The sequence below is a fragment of the Dyella sp. EPa41 genome (assembly GCF_016586165.1).
Lineage (GTDB): Bacteria > Pseudomonadota > Gammaproteobacteria > Xanthomonadales > Rhodanobacteraceae > Dyella.
Genome location: NZ_BCPR01000019.1, coordinates 1 through 18,356 on the forward strand (window position 1 = coordinate 1; position 18,356 = coordinate 18,356).

Below are 18,356 nucleotides of genomic sequence, written 5' to 3' on the forward strand. Positions count from 1 at the left end.
AAGGGAATGTGTTCCATGGCGCGGACCTGATCGTCGCGGCCGAGAAGGCCGGCCTGGAATTCGGCGACATGGGCATCTACCACCGCCTGGTGGACGGCAAGCGCGAGCAGGGCCCGATCTTCAGCGTGGCCAACATGCTCAAGCCCGGCAATTTCGACCTCACCCGCCTGGATGCGCTGCGCACCCCGGGACTGAGCTTCTTCATGACCCTGCCGGCGCCGATTCCGGCGCTGGACGCGTGGGACACCATGCTCCCCACTGCCCAGCGACTGGCCGAACTGCTGGATGGCCAGGTGCTGGACGAAGAGCGCAATGCGCTGGGCCGCCAGCGCATCGCCCATATCCGCGACGAGCTGCGCGGCTGGGACCGCGACCACGAAGGCAAGGAAATCACCTTCGGGCGGTAAGCCGCGCGTGGCCGGCCTTCGTGTGGGCGCACGCCGTGCGTGACAAGCTGCGGGGCGGAATCGGGTAGACCCATCGCGCACTGGGTGCGCTCCCACATGGCATCTTGCTCTTTGTAGGAGCGCACCCAGTGCGCGATCCCATCTTGAGGCAACGCCGGGGGCCTCAGGCAAGGATGCAGCTTCGGGCGACAAGGATCCGCGCCCTTCCGTGGGAGCGCACCCAGTGCGCGACGAGCCTGTCACGTCGTGCCGTGCGGTCTGCACTCGGCCGACAGTCGCGCACAGGGTGCGCTCCCACAGAAAGGTGCGGCTCACGGTGTTCCCCGCGGGACACCCAATACGCGCCTCCGCAGGTTAGAGTGATGTCCAAGGAGGGGAGCATGGCCTGGACATCGCTGCGTCACCTTGCCTGGTTGGGACTCGTGGCGCTGGCCGCCTGCACCCATTCGGACCTTCGCCCCGATTATCCACGCACCCCCAGCACGGTATTGCCGGTGCAGGCCGATGCGCCGCTGGTGGCGTATGCGGCCCGCATGACCGCGGAGCACGGCACCGATTCGGGCGTGCGGCTGATCAGCGACTCCGGCGATGCGCTGCTTGCGCGCATCGCGCTGGCCGACCGCGCCAAGCATTCGCTCGACATCCAGTACTACATGTTCCACAGCGATGCGACCGGCGAGCTGCTGGCGCAGCGCCTGCTGGCGGCGGCCGACCGCGGCGTGCGCGTGCGGCTGCTGCTGGACGACCTGCACGTGGCCGGCAACGACAAGGTGCTGCGGGTGCTCGACGGGCATCGCAACATCGAGATCCGGCTGTTCAATCCGTTCCTCGAACGCAACTCCTCGCTGTGGGGCATGGGCAAGCAGTTCGCCGGGGATTTCTCGCGGCTCAATCGCCGCATGCACAACAAGGCGTATATCGCCGACGGTGCGATGGCGATCGTGGGCGGGCGCAATATCGGCGACGAGTATTTCGACGCCAACGACAACGTGAACTTCCGCGACCTGGACGTGCTGGTCGTGGGCCCGGTGGTGGCCGAGGTCGGGCAGGCGTTCGATCGCTACTGGAACAGCCCGCAGTCCTTTCCCGTCGCGGCCTTCCATCACCACGTCCCCGGCCCGGAAGAACTGGAGGATCTGCGCAAGTCGATGGCCGCGCATGCGCGCACGTTCAGCCAGGGCAGCTATGCGCAGAACCTGGTGGCGCGGGTCGGCGATCTCGCGCGCGAAACCCCCGCCAAGGAATGGGCATGGGGTCAGGCCACCTATTTGGCGGATGATCCGGAAAAGGGCGACCCGACGGCCAACAACCCGGATCTGCACATGGCGCCGGCCATCCGCGAATGGCTGGATGAAGCCAAGGATCGCCTGACCCTGATCTCGCCGTACTTCGTGCCGGGCAAGAAAGGCGTGGCCTATCTGCAGGGCATGCGCGAGCGTGGCGTGACCGTCGAAGTGCTCACCAACTCGCTGGCCTCCACCGATGCGGGCAACGTCTATGTCGCCTATGCGTCCTATCGTCCGCCGCTGCTGAAGGCGGGCGTGAAGCTGTACGAGCTCAAGCCCGATGCGCGCAGGAGCGGCGGTGGCAGCCACTTCTTCGGTTCGTCCAGCGGCGCCAACAGCCTGCACGCCAAGGCCTTCGTGGTGGATGCGCAACATGCCTTCGTGGGCTCGATGAACCTGGACCCGCGCTCGATCGACATCAACACCGAGGACGGCGTGATCGTCCACTCGCCGGCCCTGGCCAAGGCCTTGCTGTCGATCTTCGCCGACGCCACCAGGCCTGAGCACAGCTACCACGTATTGCTCGACGCAAACGGCGGCGTTTACTGGGAGGGCAAGTCATCGGGCGGCGAGGTGATCCGTTACGATCACTCGCCGGAAACCAGCTGGTGGCGCCGCTTCAAGGTGAATGTCGGCGGGCTGCTGCCGATCGAGGGGCTGCTCTAGGTTGCCAGCCGGGCAACACTTCCCGTCGGTGTGCTCATCGCTCCGCGACGGGGTGACGGTCCAGGAATTCACCCACCAACCGCGCGACTTCCTCTGGATGATCGAGCGTGGCGAAATGGGTCGAGTCGAGGATATGCACCTCCGCCTGCGGCGCATCGCGTCGATAGGCTTCCGCCCCCGGTGTGGTGAAGAACTGGTCCTGCCTGCCCCATAGCACCAGCACCGGCACGTGCAGGCCGCGCAGCAGGACCTGCCATTGCGGGTAGCGTTTCACGTTGGAGCCGTAGTCGAACCACAGGTCGTTGCGCGCGTCGATGACGCCGGGGCGCTGCTCCGCGGCGATCATCTGCAGCATCGCGTCGGGACCGATGCGGTCTTCATCCTCCCAGTGGCCTGCTTGGGGATAGCCAAGCGAGCGCGCGTAGGCGGCGCGCCGCGCGTCCACTGCCGCATTCCGCGCATTCCAATGGCGCCGGAGTTCGCCTTGTGGATCCTGCGCGGAAGGAAATCCATCCAGATGGATGACGCCGTTCTGCACGATGATCGAGGTGATCGCGGCGGGCTGCCGGGCGATCAGGCGAAATCCCACCGGTACGCCATAGTCCTGCATGTACAGGCCATAGCGCGTGACGCCGCGGGCCGCCAGGAAGGCGGACACGGTATCGGCGAGATGATCGAACGTGTAGCGATAGGCATCGTGATCCGGCGTATCGGAGTAGCCGAACGAAGGATAGTCGACGGCAATGACGTGGAGGTGCCGCTTCGCCACGAGGTCCTCCATCACCTTCGCATACATGAGCGACGACAACGGATTGCCGTGCAGGAATACCAGCGTCGGGTCGGCGGGGTCGCCTCCTTCGCGGTAGAACAGATGCAGGCCATCCACCTCCTGCCAGCCTTCGCGCAAGCCGCCGGAATGCGCGGGGGAGGTGATGAAGGCGAGCAACAGCAAGGCGATCAGGGTCAAGGCGGATTTCATGGATGCTCCCGTCATGTGGCAGGGCATCGCCGGGGCGGGTGAAGCGTCCCCTTTTCCGTAACGACGGAATGAAAGAAGATCGTGCCCACCAGGCGGTGCGATATTTCCCTTCGGAAGTATTCGCGAGCGCACCCGGCGAGTGAAGCGATCGTTTCTCACGCCGGCATGAATCTCATTCATCCAGGTTTGAACGATGCGCTACGTGTTGCCGCCCATGCATACCTTGCGGACATTCGAGGCCGTGAGCAGGTTGCGGGGCTTCGCGCCGGCCGCCCATGAACTGCATCTCACCGCCAGCGCGGTGAGCCACCAGATACGCGCGCTCGAATCGTTCTTCGGAGCAAGAGTGTTCCAGCGGAATCGCCACGATGTGTCGCTGACGCCGGCGGGTGAGCGGTTGCTCGACGTGGTGCAGGACGTGCTGCTGAAGCTGTCGTCCGTGAGCGAGTCGTTGCGCTGCAAGGATTCGCTGCGTCTCTCGGTGACGGCTCCGCCGTCGCTGGTCAGTCGCTGGCTGATGCCGCGCCTCGGCGCCTTCCTGGGCCGGCATCCCGATATCGATTTTCGCCTGCACGCCACCACGCGGGTCCTGGATCTCAATGCCGAACAGGCCGACTTCGCCATACGCTACGGTCATGGCGATTGGCTCGATGCGCAGGGCGAGCGGTTCCTGGAGGAACGGGTTTTCCCGGTCGCTTCGCCCCGTTACATCGCGCGTGCACGGAAACGCGGCAAAGCCGGACTGTACGGATTGACCTTGCTGCGCGACGATTTCCAGAGTTGGGAGCAGTGGTGCGAACAATCGGGCGGGAGCCTGGAAGGTTCGCGCGCGGGCGCCGTGTTCAGCGATTCCGCGTTGTTGCTGCAGGCGGCGGAGCAAGGGCAGGGCGTTGCCCTGGGTCGAAGCGTATTGGTCGCGGACGCCTTGGCCTCCGGCGCCCTGGTACGCGTGGGAACGAGGGAAGCAGCCTCTCCTGGTGCGTATTACCTGGTGCGCTCACGCTCGCCGGGTTCCGCCCCGGCGGTTGCATTCCACCAGTGGCTGATGAGCCTGGCGCGCTAGTTACCCGCCCCGCTGCAGGCTGCCCGCATCGTCGCCATGGAAGTGGCGCTTGAAAGGCACGTCATCGGAAACAGGTTCGTCCAATTCGCGCGCATAGCGATGGCCGGCGTATACCGCATGGGCGATCAGGCCGGGTGCTTCCGCGTCGCCGATGCAACGCAGCGAACGGATGCCCGCAGGGTTCCATTCGGTCTCGCGATCCAGCAGTGCCTGGTAGAGCGCGTCGTCCGGAAGGCGCGAGGTGACCATGACGATGGCGTCGCAGGGTTGTTCGCTGCGCGACCCATCCCAGGTGTTTTCCAGCATCAGGGTCGTGCCATCGAACCGCACGATGGTGTGTGAAACCCGTACCTCGATGCCTTGCTTGGCCATGCGTTTGCGGATATGGCGATAATCGAGCGTGTTCACGCTCCACGGCGCCACGCTGTCTTCGGGCGTCACGTAGGTGACCGTGCAGCCTTGCTGGTGCAACAGGTCGGCCGCAACGCTTGCGTAGTAAAAGCCGTCGTCGTCGAAGACGGCCACGCGCCCGGCGGGCATGCGGCCGTCCATCAGGTCATCCAGCGTGAACACGGCCGGGTGGTCGGCGAGTCCTTCGACGCCCAGCCCGTTGCTGCGTCCGAAACCGTCGCGGCGCCAATGACAGCCCGTGGCGAGCACGACGTGTTCGGCGCCGAAGTCCAGCACGTCCTGGGCGGAGAGTGGGGAGTCGAGATAGACCGATACGTTCGGCAACTTGCCGATCTGGCCAGCGCGCCAGTCGCGCACGCGCGCCCATTCGGCCAGGCCGGGCAGGCGTGCCTCGCGGGTGACGCGTCCACCCAGTTCGCGGCGTGCTTCCGCCACGCTGACTTCATAGCCACGCTGCCCCAGCGCGCGCGCCGCTTCCAGCCCCGCGGGACCACCGCCCACCACGAGCACGCGGCTGGCCTCGCGCCTGGGCGGCAGGCGCTCGGGATGCCAGCCCTTGCGCCACTCCTCGCCCATGGTCGGGTTCTGCGTGCAGCGGATCGGCGAGATGGTCATGTCGCCGGATACGCAGATATTGCAGCCGATGCATTCGCGGATATCGTCGATGCGGCCCTCTTCGATCTTGCGTGGAAGAAACGGATCGGCGATCGATGGCCGCGCGGCACCGATCAGGTCGATCACGCCACGGCGGATCTGCGACACCATCGTGTCGGGCGAGGTGAAACGGCCCACGCCGACCACCGGCTTGGTGGTGACTTTCTTGACGAAGGAGACGAATGGCTCCTGCGCGCCTTCGGCGGCGAAGCGCGACGGCACCGAATCGTTGTACCAGGCGGCGACATTCACGTCCCACAGGTCGGGCAGCTCGGCGATCAGCCCGACGATGTCCTGCGCCTCGGACAGTTCGATGCCTTCGGGCCCAAGCAGTTCTTCGGTGGCGAAGCGCAGAGCGACCGCGCAGCGGTCGCCGACGGCCTCGCGCGTGTCCTGCAGCACTTCGCGCAAGAGGCGCACGCGGTTCTCCAGCGAACCGCCGTAGGCGTCGCCGCGATGATTGCGCCTGCGCTGCAGGAAGTGCATGGGCAGCGACAAGTCGTGCGCGGCGTAGACGTAGATGATGTCCATGCCGGCACGTTTCGCGCGCAACGCGGCGTCGCGATGCCAGCGCCGATACTCGCGGATGTCCTTGAGGGTCATCGCGCGCGCCTGCGATGGGTAGCCGTATTTGGACGGCTGGTGCGACGGGCCGATCAATACCTCGCGCGAATAGAGGTTCGATGCGGTCGGGCCGTTGTGCGACAACTCCACCGCCGCCAGGGCGCCATGCGCATGCACCTTGTCGCACATCAGCGCGAGGGCGGGGATGTCACGGTCGTCCCACAGGCGCGCCTCCACGTAGGGCGTGAGATCGCTGCTGGGATGGATTTCGCACTCTTCGGTGGACACCACGGCCCAGCCGCCTTCGGCCTTCATCTCTCGCATCGCGGCGTGTGCGAGCGGCATGGCGTGACCCATGCCGTTGCAGTGCGGCACCTGGAAGAACCGATTCTTGGTGGTGACCGGGCCGATCCGCACCGGGCTGAACAGGATGTCGTAGCGGGGATCGCGCATGGTCGTCATACCTTGAGCGGAGCCGCCGCCGGGCGCCGCAGGCGCATGAGGGCATACAGCGGCAGGCCTACCGCGATCAGGCCGAGGGCAAGCAGGAACGGCTCGTGCCCGCTGCCGATGAAGGCAAAGACCACGTAGCAGACACCGGCGAACCCGAAGAGCGCCGCTTCACGGCCAGCTTCCGGCGCGCCGCCGCGCCGCCACAGCACCAGCAGCGCCAGCGAGCAGCACAGGTACAGTGGCAGGTTGGCCGCGGTCACCACGCGCGTGATGAAGGTGAACGCCGCGACCAGCGATTTGCTGTAACTCATCCACACCATCGCCGATGCCAGCGCGCCGGTGACGAGCAACGCGATGGCGGGCGCACCCCGGCGATTCTCGCGGCCGAGCATGGCCGGCAACACGCCGTTGTTGGCCATGGTCCGCGTGATTTCGCCCATCAGGAGCGTCCAGCCGTTGAGGCAGCCGAGCCCGCTCACCACCACGAACAGGGCGAGCCAGCGGCCGACGCCGGCACCGAGGTGGCGTTCCATCAGCAAGGCGAACGGCGCGTTTGCATTGGCCAGTTCCGCCTGCGGGATGAGCAGCATCGGCACGGCCGAGACGATGATGTAGACCACCGCGGCCAGCAGCGTGCCGGTCATGGTCGCACGCGGGATCGTGCGCCCGGGGTTGATCACGCGGGACGCGGGAATGCTGGCCGATTCGATGCCGAGCATGGCGAACAACGCAATGGTGGACGCCGCCGTCACGTTGCCCAGCGTCAGCGGCGTGGTCGGCGGGTGCGCCACGTAGGAGGCGGGCGCGGTGAACAACACCCAGGCGCCCAGCAACGCAATGCCGGCCATGGGAACCAGCTTGAGCGCGCTGGTGACGACCTGCACGCCGCCGCCCATGCGCACGCCCAGCAGGTTGACGGCGATGAACGACCATAGCAGTCCGAGCGCGAACAGCGTGGGCTGGATCCGCCCCAGTTCGGGCACGACCACGGTGAGGTAACCGACGGCGCCGGTGGCGAGCGCCGCGTTGGTGAGCCAGATCGAAACCCAGTAGGCCCACAGGGCCATGTAGGCCGGCAGGTCGCCCAGCGTGTGGCGGACATAGCCGTATGGGCCGTCGGCATCGGGCAGGGCATGCGACAGGTGGGCGAACACGCGCGCCAGGGCCAGGCAGCCGGCGAGCGTGACGAGCCAGCCGATCATGGCATTGAAGCCGTAGGGCGCCAGCGAGGCAGGCAGGATGAAGATGCCCAGCCCGATGACGTTGCCCACGACCAGCGCGGTACAGGTCCAGAAACCGATCTTGTTGCCTTGGCTCATGCTTGGGCTGTCCCGCTCAGTCGATGGAAATCGTTTCGCCGGCTTTCATCACGCCCCGCACCTGGCGCAGGCATTCCACGTCCTTCAGCGGGTCACATGCCACGGCGACCATGTCGGCGGCCTTGGCTGGCGCGATCGATCCGAGTTCCTTTTCCTTGCCCAGCAGGCGTGCGGAATCGATGGTGGCAGCGCGTATGGCCTGCAGCGGTGTCATGCCATAGCGCACCATGTAGGCGAACTGCCGTGCATTGTCGCCATGGGGATAGACGCCCGCGTCGGTGCCGAACGCGATGTGCACGCCCGCCTTGACGGCCTTGCGGAAGCCTTCGCGCTGCGCCTCGGTGGTCTCGACGTTCTTGCGGATCTTCTCCGCCGACCAGCCTTCGCTGCGCCCGACGCTGTCGATGTAGTCGCCGTTGTAGATGTCGGCCACCAGCCAGGTGCCGTGCTGCTTCATCAGCGCGATGCCTTCGTCGTCGATCAGTGATCCATGTTCGATGGACCGCACGCCTGCACGTACCGCGCGCTTGATGCCCTCGGCGCCATGCGCGTGCGCGGCGACGAACTTGCCGCGCTTGGCCGCCTCGGTCACGGCGGCGTGGATTTCTTCCTCGGTGTATTCGGACTGGCCGGGCTCGGTGCCATCGGTGAGCACGGCGCCGGTGGCGATCACCTTGATCAGGTCGGCGCCGTGGTCGAGGATGGAATCCACATGCTTGCGCACGTCGTCGGGCCCCTTGGACACGCCGCGGCGGAATTCCTCGGGCACCACGGTTCCCGCGGGAAGCCCGGTGATCTCGCCGCCGCCGCCGGGGATGGTGATATACGCACCCGCGACGAACATGCGGGGGCCCGGCACGTAGCCGGCATGGATGGCGTCGCGTAGCGCGATATCGGCAAAGCCGCGATAGACGCCGACGTCGCGCACCGTGGTGAATCCCGCGCGCAGGGTGTCGCGGGCGTTCCTGGCGCCGATGAAGGCATCGCGCGCGGGCGTGCTCTTCAACGCCGCGCCCGGGTCGGCGCTCTCGGGTTCGTCGGCGATGTGCGTGTGCATGTCCATCAGGCCGGGCACGACGGTGTAGGCGGTCCAATCGACCACCGTCGCGTTCGCCGCGACAGCCGACGACCAGGGTTTCACGCTGGCCACATGGCCGTGCTCGACGGTGACGGCCTGGTCGGCGAGCATCGCGCCGCTGTCGACATCGAGCAGGTGGCCGACATGCACCACGGTGCGCCCGGCGTCCGTCGCCTGCGCCGGCAGCGACGCCAGGGCGGCGACGGCACAGCACAGGCCGCAAAGCTTCAGGCTCATGCGGACGCTCCCGTGTCGCCGGCATACGCGCTGCGCAGCAGGTTGTGGAAATGCCAGACGCCACTTTCGCGCCGGGGGCAGAGGCGGCCGGGCTGGTAATGGCCTGAGGCGAGCCCCTTCTGCACCGCCACGCAGATCTCGATGTCCTCGTGCTGCACTTCGTCACTGAAGGACTGGTCGGCGAGAATGCGTGCCTGCGCTGCCTCGTCCTGCGCGTAGTAATAGTCGAACTCCACCCGGCAACGCCCCGGGCCGAGCGGAAGGATGCGATTGGTCTGCATGCGACCCGGCATGATGTTGAGCATCACGTTCGGATAGACGAAGTAGTAGAACGCCTGGCCGTCGCCATAGATGTCCGAGCTGTTGCGCAGCGGCGAGGACTGCAGCGAGTACCACGGGAACAGCTCCGTGTCGTACGCGCGATAGTCGAGCACCTTGGACAGCCCCGGGTGCACGTGGGGCAGGTGATAGCCCTCCAGGAAGTTGTCGATGTAGACCTTCCAGTTGCAGTCGATGTCGTAGCTGTCCCGGCGCAGGTAGCGCATGGCGGAGAGGTCGATGGGCGCGATGCGCTCCACGATGCCGCCGTAGACCTCCTCGAACGGTGGCACGTCCTTGTCCAGCGCGACGAACACCAGGCCTTGCCATTCGTGCACGCGCAGCGGCGGCAGGCGGATGTCCTCGACGCGGAAATCGGCGGCGCTCTGCATTTCGGGCGCGCTGCGCAGCTGGCCTTCCAGCGTGTAGGTCCAGCCGTGGTATTTGCAGTGCAGCGAGCGGATGCCCTTGCCGTTGCAGAGCGCAAGCGGGCCGGCGCGATGGCGGCATACGTTCGGGAATGCACGGAGCACGTGATCCTGGCCGCGGACCAGCAGCACCGGCACGCCACCGACCTGCTCGACCACGTGGTCGCCGGGTTCGGCCAGCAGCCCCTGGTGCGCGACCAGCTGCCAGCTTCGCGCGAATACCGCGCGAAGCTCCATCGCAAGCATGTCGTCCCCGAAGTAGTAACGCGGCGAGAGCGCACGGGCGCGCTCGAGCTCCAGGATCGTCGTATCGGCTTGCATGCGTGGCTCCGGTTCCGGGATAGTCTGGCTTGACGAAGGTTTGCCTGACGGAGATGCCATGCCCCGCTTTCGCCTACCGCTTGCGTCGTGCCTGTTGCGCAGTATTGCCTTGGCAACCGAGCCGCGCGCAAGGGGGCAGGGCGAACCCTTCGACGGTCGGGCGTTTCCGGCGGTGCGTCCATGACCATGGCTCCGTCGGCGGCGATGCGCAAGCTCCCAGAAAGCTTGCGGCCGAATGAAGGGGCGCCCGGCTCGCCTGAACGCGACGGCGCTGTCGCGGTGCGTCCGCGATGACGTCGACGTTTGCGCCACGGCGCAACTATCCGCGCCGCGCTTTGGTTAGTCTTCATGCAGGCGTTGGTCGGGGACATGCCCCGGCCATGGAGCGACCATGAACACTGCGATGCCCTCTACCGACAGTGCAGGCACGCTGGAACAGGCGTTGGCCCACGCCGAACGGCTGCTCGAGCGCGAGCCTTTGCTCGCCGCCGAGCAGGCGACGGAGATACTCAAGGCGGTGCCGGGCCATCCCGCCGCGTTGCGCCTGCTCGCCGTCGCGCGAGCCATGCGGGGCGAGGCGGATGCCGCGCTGGCCATCCTCGGCCCGCTCGCGCGCGCGCAACCCTCCTGGGCGCAGGTACATTTCGACCTCGGCGCCGTGCTTGGCCTGCGTGGGCGCGGCCAGGAAGCGATTGTCGCCTTGCGCAAGGCGGTCGCCTTGAAGCCGGGCCTACCGCAGGCGTGGCGCCTGCTGGGCGACCATCTGCTGGCCGTGGGCGACCATGAGGCTGCGGACGTCGCGTATGCGCAGCATGTTCGTCATTCCATTCGCGATCCACGCCTGCTCGCGGCCGCCACGGCGCTGGCGGAAAACCAGGTGCCGCAGGCCGAGGCGCTTCTGCGCGAGCACCTGCGCGAAGCACCCACGGACGTCGCCGCGATCCGCATGTTCGCCGAAGTCGCCTTGCGGCTCGGACGCAACGAAGACGCGCTGAACCTGCTGGCGCGCTGCCTGGAACTGGCGCCGGGCTTCCATGCGGCACGACAGAACTACGCGCTGGCCTTGCATCGCAGCAACCAGCCGGAGCAGGCGCTGGGCGAAATCGAGCGCCTGCTCGCCGTCGCGCCGGAGCATCCGGGGTACCGCAACCTCAAGGCGGTGGTGCTGTGCCGCATCGGCGATGTGGAGCCCGCCATCGAGCTCTACGCCGACCTGCTCGAGAAGTATCCGGGCAACCCCAAGGTCTGGATGAGCTACGGCCATGCGCTGAAGACCGCCGGCCAACAGGAGCAGGCCATCGCGGCCTACCGGCGCAGCCTGGCGCTGGAGCCATCGTTTGGCGAAGTGTGGTGGAGCCTGGCCAACCTCAAGACTTTTCGCTTCAGCGCGGACGATTTGGCTGCCATGCGAGGGCAGCTCGCCCGCGGCGATCTCGCCGAGGAAGATCGCCTGCACCTGGAATTTGCCGTGGGCAAGGCGCTGGAAGACGCGAGCGACTACGCGTCTTCGTTCGCGCATTACGCGCACGGCAATGCGATTCGCCGCGGCCAGCTGCATTACAGCGCGGAGGAGACGTCCGCTCGCGTGGAGCACATTCGCAAACGCTATACACGCGAGTTCTTCGCCGATCGCCAGGGCAGGGGCTGCCAGGCGGGCGATCCCATCTTCATCGTCGGCCTGCCCCGCGCCGGTTCGACGCTCATCGAGCAGATCCTTTCCAGCCACAGCCAGGTGGAAGGAACGATGGAGCTGCCGGAGATCACCTCGATCACGCGCCTGCTGCGCGAACAGGGCGACGCGGCCAGCGCCATGCCGTACCACGACGTGCTCGCCTCGCTCGGCGGCGATGCGCTGCGCGAGCTCGGCGAGCGGTATCTCGCACACACGCGCATCCATCGCAAGACGTCGGCACCGTTGTTCATCGACAAGATGCCGAACAACTTCATGCACATCGGCCTCATCCAGCTGATGCTGCCGAACGCCAGGATCATCGATGCGCGCCGCCATCCGCTGGCGTGCTGCTTTTCCGCCTTCAAGCAGCACTTCGCGCGCGGGCAGAGTTTCAGCTACAGCCTCGACGACCTGGGACGCTACTACCGCGATTACGTGGCCTTGATGGCGCATTTCGACGCCGTGCTGCCCGGGCGCATCCATCGCGTGATCTACGAGCGCATGGTGGAAGACACCGAAGGCGAAGTGCGCCGCCTGCTCGACTATTGCGGACTGCCATTCGAATCGTCGTGCCTGCGCTTCTTCGAGAACGCGAGGCCGGTACGCACGGCGAGTTCCGAACAGGTGCGCCGGCCGATCTACCGGGAGGGGGTGGATCACTGGCAGCACTACGCGCCATGGCTGGCGCCGCTGGAACAGGCTTTGGGGACGGTGCTCGGGAGTTATCCCGACGCGTCCATCGGGGAGGCGTGCTAGCGAAAGACGCCTTGTTTCGTCGTCACACCACGGGGAGGGGTAGTCGATGCAGAAGGGCAGGCCAACATGGCCCAAGCGTAGGGAGCGATTGAAGCTCGTCAGAGTGCCATTGGCCGCGGCGATTTGCCTGGCGATGGCACAGCCGGTGTTTGCGCAGGACACCGATCAAGGGCAGGCCGCCAGCCCGCCATCCACCAAAAAGGCCACGACGCTCGGGGCGGTCACCGTCACCGCGCAGAAGCGCGAGGAAAACCTGCAGAAGGTCCCGGTCAGCATCGACGTGCTGGGCCAGGACAAGCTGGAAGAACTCCACGTCAAGAATTTCGACGACTACGTGAAGTACCTGCCCAGCGTGTCCTACCAGACGTTCGGGCCGGGTTTCGCATCGATCTTCATGCGCGGCGTCGCCAGCGGCGCCAACGTCAACCACTCCGGCTCGCAGCCCAGCGTGGGCGTGTACCTGGATGAAGAGCCGGTCACCACGATCCAGGGCCCGCTCGATATCCATATGTACGATATCGCGCGCGTCGAGGCGTTGGCCGGCCCGCAGGGCACGCTGTACGGCGCCAGCGCGGAGTCGGGCGCGCTGCGCATCATCACCAACAAGCCGGACCCCGGCGGGTTTGCCGCCAATTACAGCCTGGGCGTCGATTCGGTCGACCATGGCGGTGTCGGCTACACCGCCGAGGGCATGATCAACATTCCCATGTCCAGCAACGCGGCCATTCGCCTGGTCGGTTGGCACGAACACGACGCCGGCTACATCGACAACGTGGTGGGTTCGCGAACGTATCCAACGTCGGGCATCACGGTCAGCAACGCGAAAGGCTGCCCGTCGACGCCGGACCTGGTCTGCACCGGCGCGGCCAAGAACAACTACAACGATGTCGATACCAGCGGTGCGCGCGCGGCGCTGAAGGTCAACCTCAACGACGACTGGTCGATCAGCCCCACGCTGATGGGCCAGCAGACCATCGCGCACGGCACGCCGTTCTCCGATCCGCAGGTGGGCTCGCTCTCGCTCACGCATTTCTATCCCGAATACACCAACGACCGCTGGATCCAGGCGGCGCTCACGGTGCAGGGCAAGATCGGCAACTTCGACCTGACCTATGCGTACAGCCATCTCAAGCGCAACCAGGAAGAGGACAGCGACTACAGCGATTACTCGTTCTGGTACGACACGCTGGCGGGCTATGGCGCGTACATCTACGACAACAGCGGCCACCTGATCAATCCGTCGCAGTACATCCAGGGCAAGGACCGCTACACGATGAACAGCCACGAGCTGCGCATCGCCTCGCCGAAGGAGGATCGCCTGCGCGTGGTCGGTGGCCTGTTCTGGGAGAAGCAACTGCACGACATCGAGCAGCGCTACATGATCAACGGGCTGGCCGACGTGCTGTCCGTGACCGGCTGGCCCAATACGCTGTGGCTGACCGAGCAGCGGCGCATCGACATGGACAAGGCGGTGTTCGGCGAGCTGTCGTACGACTTCATCCCCGAGACGCTGACCGGCACCATCGGCGGACGCTATTTCCGCAGCGACAACAGCCTGGGAGGCTTCTACGGCTTCAGCAAGGGCTACTCGCCGAGCTCCACCTATGGCGAGGCGGGCTGTATCAATGCCGAGCCTTACTACGGCGCACCGTGCATGGATTTCGCCAAGGACACCAAGGAATCCGGCTCGCTCGGCAAGGCCAACCTGACCTGGCAGATCACGCCCACGAAGATGATCTACGGCACCTGGTCGGAAGGTTATCGCCCCGGCGGCATCAACCGTCGCGGCAGCCTGCCGCCGTACAAGTCGGACTACCTGACCAACTACGAGTTCGGCTGGAAGACCACGTGGTTCGGCAACCGGCTGTCGTTCAACGGCGCCGTGTTCCGCGAGAAATGGAAGGACTTCCAGTTCAGCATCCTTGGCGCCAATGGCCTCACCGAGATCAAGAACGCCGGCCAGGCGCAGATCGACGGCCTGGAGACCGATCTCAACTGGGCGGCCACCTACAACCTGCAGATCGGCGCGGGCTTTGCCCTGTACCACTCCAAGCTGACGGAAAACTATTGCGGCTTCACCGACACGAGCGGCACGCCGATCACCAACTGCCCCGCGGGCACGGTCAATCCGCTAACCGGCGATGTCGTCGATGGGCCGCAGGCGCCCAAGGGCACGCAGCTGCCACTGACGCCGCGCTTCAAGGGCAACCTCACCGCGCGGTATGCGTGGGACATCAGCGACATGGAGGCGTTCGTGCAGGGTGCGGTGGTTTACGTGGGCGATCGCAAGTCCGATCTGCGACTGGTGGAGCGGAACCTCCTGGGCGACATGCCTTCGTACACGACCGTGGACTTCTCGGCGGGCGTGAAGAGGCATGGCCTCGCGCTGGACTTCTACGTCAACAACGTCTTCGACAAGCGCGGGCAGCTCTACCGCTTTGCCGAATGTGCAGAGCAGGTTTGCGCCGCGCACAACGTGGTGCCGGCCTATCCCAACGGGCAGGTGTACACGGTGATGACGCCGCCGCGGACCATCGGCGTTCGTTTCACGCAGGACTTCTGATGCCCTGCGGCCCTCGTTCCGGCCTGGCCGGAACGAGGGCGTGCCGCCCCCATGCCGGCACGATGCACTGCGGCAGAGCAGCCCCGGCACGGCCGGGGCTTTTTTCATGCCGGGCGCCGGTTCCGAGGACGCATGTTCCCCGGCGCGGGTTCAAGGCGTCACCGGCTTCGGCAGCGATGCGCCCGGTGCTGGTGCCCCGGGCAAGGGCAACTTGATCGGTTCCTTCTCGCCCACGATCGCCCAGACGATCAGTCGCGCGGGTTGCGTCGTGCTCGCATTGCGGGTGACCAGGTGATGCACCCGCGGCGCCTCGTACCAGGTTTCGCCTTGCCGGTAGGTCCGTGGCGGTTCGCCTTCCAGCTGCGACACCACGCTGCCTTCGAGCACATAGGCAAAGATCGATCCCGGATGCAGATGCGGCGCCGCGCCCTGGCCGGGCGCGAGGGTGACCGTGGCGATCATGACGTTCTTGCCGGGCGCATCGCCCAGGGCCTGCTTCATCAGCGGCTGCACCGATTCCTCGCCGCCCTCGTGCGCGAGTGCGGCATGGGCGAAGCCGAGGCTGGCGACGCAGGCCAGCAGCAGGGCGGCGAGGCGCGAAGCGTTGGTGTTCATGGCGATGCCCTCACGCGGGAAGCTTGCGGAAGGCGATCGCGAACCGGTTCCAACCGTTGATCGCCACGATCAGCAGGGTCAGATCGGTCAGGTCCTCCGGCGAGAAATGCGGTTGCACGGCTTCCCACACGCTGTCGGGCACGTGGTTGCCGGCAATGAGGGTGAGTGACTCCGTCCACTCCAGCGCGGCGCGCTCGCGGTCCGTGAAGAACGGTGTTTCGCGCCACACGCTGAGCGTGGCCAGGCGGCGCTCGTTCTCTCCGGCCTTGCGCGCATCGGCCGAGTGGGTGTCCACGCAGTAGGCGCAGCCATTGATCTGAGAGGCGCGCAGGCGCACCAGTTCGACCAGGGATTTTTCCAGGCCGCTTTTGCCGATGCGCTGTTCCAGGCCCACCATGGCCTTGATGGCTTCGGGGCTGGACTTGTAGAAGTCGAGACGCTGGCTCATGAGGTGATCTCCAAGTGAGGTGTGTTGGGAAAGCGGGATCAGGTTAGACTTCCCATTGGCCTGCTTGAATGTCCATTTTTTAGAGATTTGAGGTAGCCATTGGATGGACATCCAATTGACCATAGCCGGACGCCGCGATCTTTCGGGGCAGATCTACCAGCAGCTGCGCGCAGCCGTCGTCGACGGAAGGCTGCCGCCGGGATCGCGCCTGCCGTCCACGCGCGATCTCGCGCTGCAGCTGGGCGTATCGCGCAAGACCACGCTCGAGGTCTACGAACGCCTGGTGGCCGAGGGTTTCCTCGATGGCCGTACGGGCGATGGCACCTTCGTCGCCGACGGACTGGCCAGCGCACCGGCGCGGAAATCCGTGCGAGGGGCGATCGCTTTGCGACCGGCGCGCATCTGGCGGCGCGTGCCCGAAGCCCTGGCGATGCCCAAGCCCGGGGAACGGCTGCCTTACGACTACCTGGGCGGCGTCACCGACAAAGCCTTGTTCCAGCCCGCGCCATGGCGCAAATGCGTGGGGCACGCGCTGCGCATGCAGGCGCGCGGCCGGGGCATCTACCGCGACCCCGCGGGCGAGCAGGAACTGCGCCTGGCGATCGCCCGCTATGTCGGCTTCAGCCGCGGCGTGACCTGCAACTGGCAGGACGTGATCGCCACGCAGGGCGCGCAGCAGGCCATCGACCTTGCCGCGCGCGTGATGGTCAGCCCGGGCGACACGGTCGCGGTCGAGGAGCCGGGTTATCCGCCGGTCCGTTCAAGCCTGCTGGCGCAGGGCGCGCGCGTGGTACCGGTGCCCGTGGACGAAGAAGGCTTGCGCGTGGACCTCCTTCCCGGGCAGGCGCGCTGGGTCTATGTGACGCCATCGCACCAGTTCCCGCTGGGCATGCCGATGAGCCTGGAGCGTCGACTGACGTTGCTGGCCTGGGCAAGGAAGCGGGGCGCGTTGATCGTGGAGGACGATTACGACGGCGAGTTCCGCTTCGAGGGCCGGCCGGTGGAGTCGCTCAAGAGCCTGGACCGCGACGGCGTGGTGGCCTACGTCGGCACGTTTTCCAAGACGTTGTTCCCGGAGCTGCGCGTGGGCTATGTGGTGCCGCCGGCTTCGCTCGCGGAGGATTTCCTCAAGGCCAAGCAGATCAACGACTGGCATGGCTGCAGTCTCACCCAGGCTGCGCTGGGCCGGTACATGCTGGACGGCGAATTCGGTCGCCACCTCAGGCGCGTGCAGAAACATTACGCGCAGCGCCGGGAGGTGCTGCTGCAACACCTGCGCGGGCCTTTGTCGCCTTGGCTGGAGCCGATCGCTCCGGTGGCGGGCATCCATCTGGCGGCGTTTCTTCGCCGTGGCCTCAGGGAAGATGCCGTCATCGCCAAGGCACGCGGCGCTTCCATCGGCCTGTACGGGATCGCCGGTTTCTATGCGGGACGTCGCGCCCGGCAGGGATTGCTGTTCGGCTATGGCGACATGCCGGTGGAAGACATCGGGTCGTCCCTTTCCGCGCTGCGTGCGCTGCTGGGGAAACAAGCGTGACGCCTGCGCATTTTTCTCCCGTCGGCGTCCTCCGAATGGCCTAGCCGACAGCTCTCGGGAATTCACGCAAATTCGCCATTTGCTTGCGCATGATCGGGCCGAAGGATTCGCCGTTGCTGCACGGCGGTTCCTGCCTGACCAGTGATCGACCGTCCAGGAGGGCGCATGCAGAACTTGCCTGCCTCCGCTTGAAGGGAGGCGACAGAAGACGACGTGAGCTGACGGCGTGGGGGAAAAGGGAGCAAACGTATGCGCAAGATGACCATCAGGTTTCAGGACGTCGGCACCGAGCTTGCCCAGATCAACGCCTTGCGGGATGACGTGATGGAGCGGGCCTTCGTCTCGCTGGAGCAACGTCATGGCACGCTGGCCGCCATGCTGGTGCAGAGCCTGGGTGACCGCCAGCGCGCGGTGCGCTGGATGTGCCGCCACCAGAGCGCGTTCGGCGGCCGCACCGCTTACGAACTGATTTCCGACGGCGAGGACGACGCCGTCTGGGACGAGATCGCGTTGATGGGAGACGCCCCCGTGGCGGCGCGACTCAATTCGGTCAGGATGGCTTATTGAGCCTTGCGATGGCG

At 66.2% G+C, this 18,356-nt stretch carries 14 protein-coding genes; 7 read left to right on the forward strand and 7 right to left on the reverse strand.

Features of this window, described 5'->3' with window-relative positions:
* Positions 1 to 407: cell division protein ZipA (gene zipA, locus JMF82_RS08290; RefSeq protein ID WP_236585362.1), on the forward strand; the 407-nt coding region annotated here is incomplete at its 5' end.
* A gap of 380 nt (positions 408 to 787) precedes the next feature.
* Positions 788 to 2,359 (forward strand): phospholipase D family protein, encoded by a 1,572-nt coding sequence (locus JMF82_RS08295; protein ID WP_201314059.1) that lies wholly within the window; start codon positions 788 to 790, stop codon positions 2,357 to 2,359.
* 34 nt (positions 2,360 to 2,393) lie between these two features.
* On the opposite strand, the gene JMF82_RS08300 is transcribed toward JMF82_RS08295, so the two are convergent.
* Positions 2,394 to 3,338 (reverse strand): alpha/beta hydrolase, encoded by a 945-nt coding sequence (locus JMF82_RS08300; protein WP_201314060.1) that lies wholly within the window; start codon positions 3,336 to 3,338, stop codon positions 2,394 to 2,396.
* A gap of 193 nt (positions 3,339 to 3,531) precedes the next feature.
* Between JMF82_RS08300 and JMF82_RS08305 the strand changes: the two genes are divergently transcribed.
* Positions 3,532 to 4,401, forward strand: coding sequence for a LysR substrate-binding domain-containing protein (locus JMF82_RS08305; RefSeq protein ID WP_201314061.1), 870 nt, complete (start codon positions 3,532 to 3,534; stop codon positions 4,399 to 4,401).
* On the opposite strand, the gene JMF82_RS08310 is transcribed toward JMF82_RS08305, so the two are convergent.
* From JMF82_RS08310 to JMF82_RS08325, 4 genes are read right to left on the reverse strand one after another with little or no spacing between them, the layout of a single operon-like run.
* Positions 4,402 to 6,483 carry an FAD-dependent oxidoreductase gene (locus JMF82_RS08310; protein WP_201314062.1) on the reverse strand — a complete coding sequence of 694 codons (2,082 nt, stop codon included), beginning with the start codon at positions 6,481 to 6,483 and terminating at the stop codon, positions 4,402 to 4,404.
* 5 nt (positions 6,484 to 6,488) lie between these two features.
* Positions 6,489 to 7,802 (reverse strand): amino acid permease, encoded by a 1,314-nt coding sequence (locus JMF82_RS08315; RefSeq protein WP_201314063.1) that lies wholly within the window; start codon positions 7,800 to 7,802, stop codon positions 6,489 to 6,491.
* Between the two features lie 16 nt (positions 7,803 to 7,818).
* Complete coding sequence (locus JMF82_RS08320) at positions 7,819 to 9,117, reverse strand: amidohydrolase family protein (RefSeq protein ID WP_201314064.1); 1,299 nt, start codon at positions 9,115 to 9,117, stop codon at positions 7,819 to 7,821.
* The gene (locus JMF82_RS08325; protein ID WP_201314065.1) at positions 9,114 to 10,184 is read right to left on the reverse strand and encodes an aromatic ring-hydroxylating dioxygenase subunit alpha; all 1,071 of its coding nucleotides are present in this window, start codon (positions 10,182 to 10,184) and stop codon (positions 9,114 to 9,116) included. The genes JMF82_RS08320 and JMF82_RS08325 overlap by 4 nt, the downstream gene beginning before the upstream one ends.
* A gap of 403 nt (positions 10,185 to 10,587) precedes the next feature.
* On the opposite strand from JMF82_RS08325, the gene JMF82_RS08330 reads away from it, so the two are divergent.
* Positions 10,588 to 12,612 carry a tetratricopeptide repeat-containing sulfotransferase family protein gene (locus JMF82_RS08330; protein WP_201314114.1) on the forward strand — a complete coding sequence of 675 codons (2,025 nt, stop codon included), beginning with the start codon at positions 10,588 to 10,590 and terminating at the stop codon, positions 12,610 to 12,612.
* A 133-nt stretch (positions 12,613 to 12,745) separates the two neighbouring features.
* Positions 12,746 to 15,175, forward strand: a complete 2,430-nt coding sequence (locus JMF82_RS08335) for a TonB-dependent receptor (RefSeq protein ID WP_201314115.1) — start codon at positions 12,746 to 12,748, stop codon at positions 15,173 to 15,175.
* 150 nt (positions 15,176 to 15,325) lie between these two features.
* On the opposite strand, the gene JMF82_RS08340 is transcribed toward JMF82_RS08335, so the two are convergent.
* Together JMF82_RS08340 and JMF82_RS08345 are read right to left on the reverse strand one after the other, a co-directional pair.
* Entirely contained in the window at positions 15,326 to 15,790 is a 465-nt protein-coding gene (locus JMF82_RS08340) for a cupin domain-containing protein (protein WP_201314066.1), read from the reverse strand.
* Between the two features lie 10 nt (positions 15,791 to 15,800).
* Complete coding sequence (locus JMF82_RS08345; protein WP_201314067.1) at positions 15,801 to 16,238, reverse strand: carboxymuconolactone decarboxylase family protein; 438 nt, start codon at positions 16,236 to 16,238, stop codon at positions 15,801 to 15,803.
* Positions 16,239 to 16,341: 103 nt separating this feature from the next.
* Between JMF82_RS08345 and JMF82_RS08350 the strand changes: the two genes are divergently transcribed.
* Positions 16,342 to 17,775: a PLP-dependent aminotransferase family protein gene (locus JMF82_RS08350; protein ID WP_201314068.1), complete on the forward strand. Its 1,434-nt coding sequence runs from the start codon at positions 16,342 to 16,344 to the stop codon at positions 17,773 to 17,775.
* 249 nt (positions 17,776 to 18,024) lie between these two features.
* A complete protein-coding gene (locus JMF82_RS08355; RefSeq protein ID WP_236585363.1) occupies positions 18,025 to 18,342 on the forward strand; it encodes an antitoxin Xre/MbcA/ParS toxin-binding domain-containing protein in 318 nt (105 codons plus the stop codon).
* The last annotated feature ends 14 nt before the right edge of the window (positions 18,343 to 18,356 follow it).

Excerpts from the sequence above, each read along its gene's own strand:
- JMF82_RS08330 (WP_201314114.1), top strand. The coding sequence starts at position 10,588 with ATGCCCTCTACCGACAGTGCAGGCACGCTGGAACAGGCGTTGGCCCAC.
- JMF82_RS08315 (WP_201314063.1), bottom strand. The coding sequence starts at position 7,802 with ATGAGCCAAGGCAACAAGATCGGTTTCTGGACCTGTACCGCGCTGGTC.
- JMF82_RS08335 (WP_201314115.1), top strand. The coding sequence starts at position 12,746 with ATGGCACAGCCGGTGTTTGCGCAGGACACCGATCAAGGGCAGGCCGCC.
- JMF82_RS08340 (WP_201314066.1), bottom strand. The coding sequence starts at position 15,790 with ATGAACACCAACGCTTCGCGCCTCGCCGCCCTGCTGCTGGCCTGCGTC.
- JMF82_RS08310 (WP_201314062.1), bottom strand. The coding sequence starts at position 6,483 with ATGCGCGATCCCCGCTACGACATCCTGTTCAGCCCGGTGCGGATCGGC.
- JMF82_RS08320 (WP_201314064.1), bottom strand. The coding sequence starts at position 9,117 with ATGAGCCTGAAGCTTTGCGGCCTGTGCTGTGCCGTCGCCGCCCTGGCG.
- JMF82_RS08295 (WP_201314059.1), top strand. The coding sequence starts at position 788 with ATGGCCTGGACATCGCTGCGTCACCTTGCCTGGTTGGGACTCGTGGCG.
- JMF82_RS08300 (WP_201314060.1), bottom strand. The coding sequence starts at position 3,338 with ATGAAATCCGCCTTGACCCTGATCGCCTTGCTGTTGCTCGCCTTCATC.
- JMF82_RS08325 (WP_201314065.1), bottom strand. The coding sequence starts at position 10,184 with ATGCAAGCCGATACGACGATCCTGGAGCTCGAGCGCGCCCGTGCGCTC.
- JMF82_RS08350 (WP_201314068.1), top strand. The coding sequence starts at position 16,342 with ATGGACATCCAATTGACCATAGCCGGACGCCGCGATCTTTCGGGGCAG.
- JMF82_RS08345 (WP_201314067.1), bottom strand. The coding sequence starts at position 16,238 with ATGAGCCAGCGTCTCGACTTCTACAAGTCCAGCCCCGAAGCCATCAAG.
- JMF82_RS08355 (WP_236585363.1), top strand. The coding sequence starts at position 18,025 with ATGCGCAAGATGACCATCAGGTTTCAGGACGTCGGCACCGAGCTTGCC.
- JMF82_RS08305 (WP_201314061.1), top strand. The coding sequence starts at position 3,532 with ATGCGCTACGTGTTGCCGCCCATGCATACCTTGCGGACATTCGAGGCC.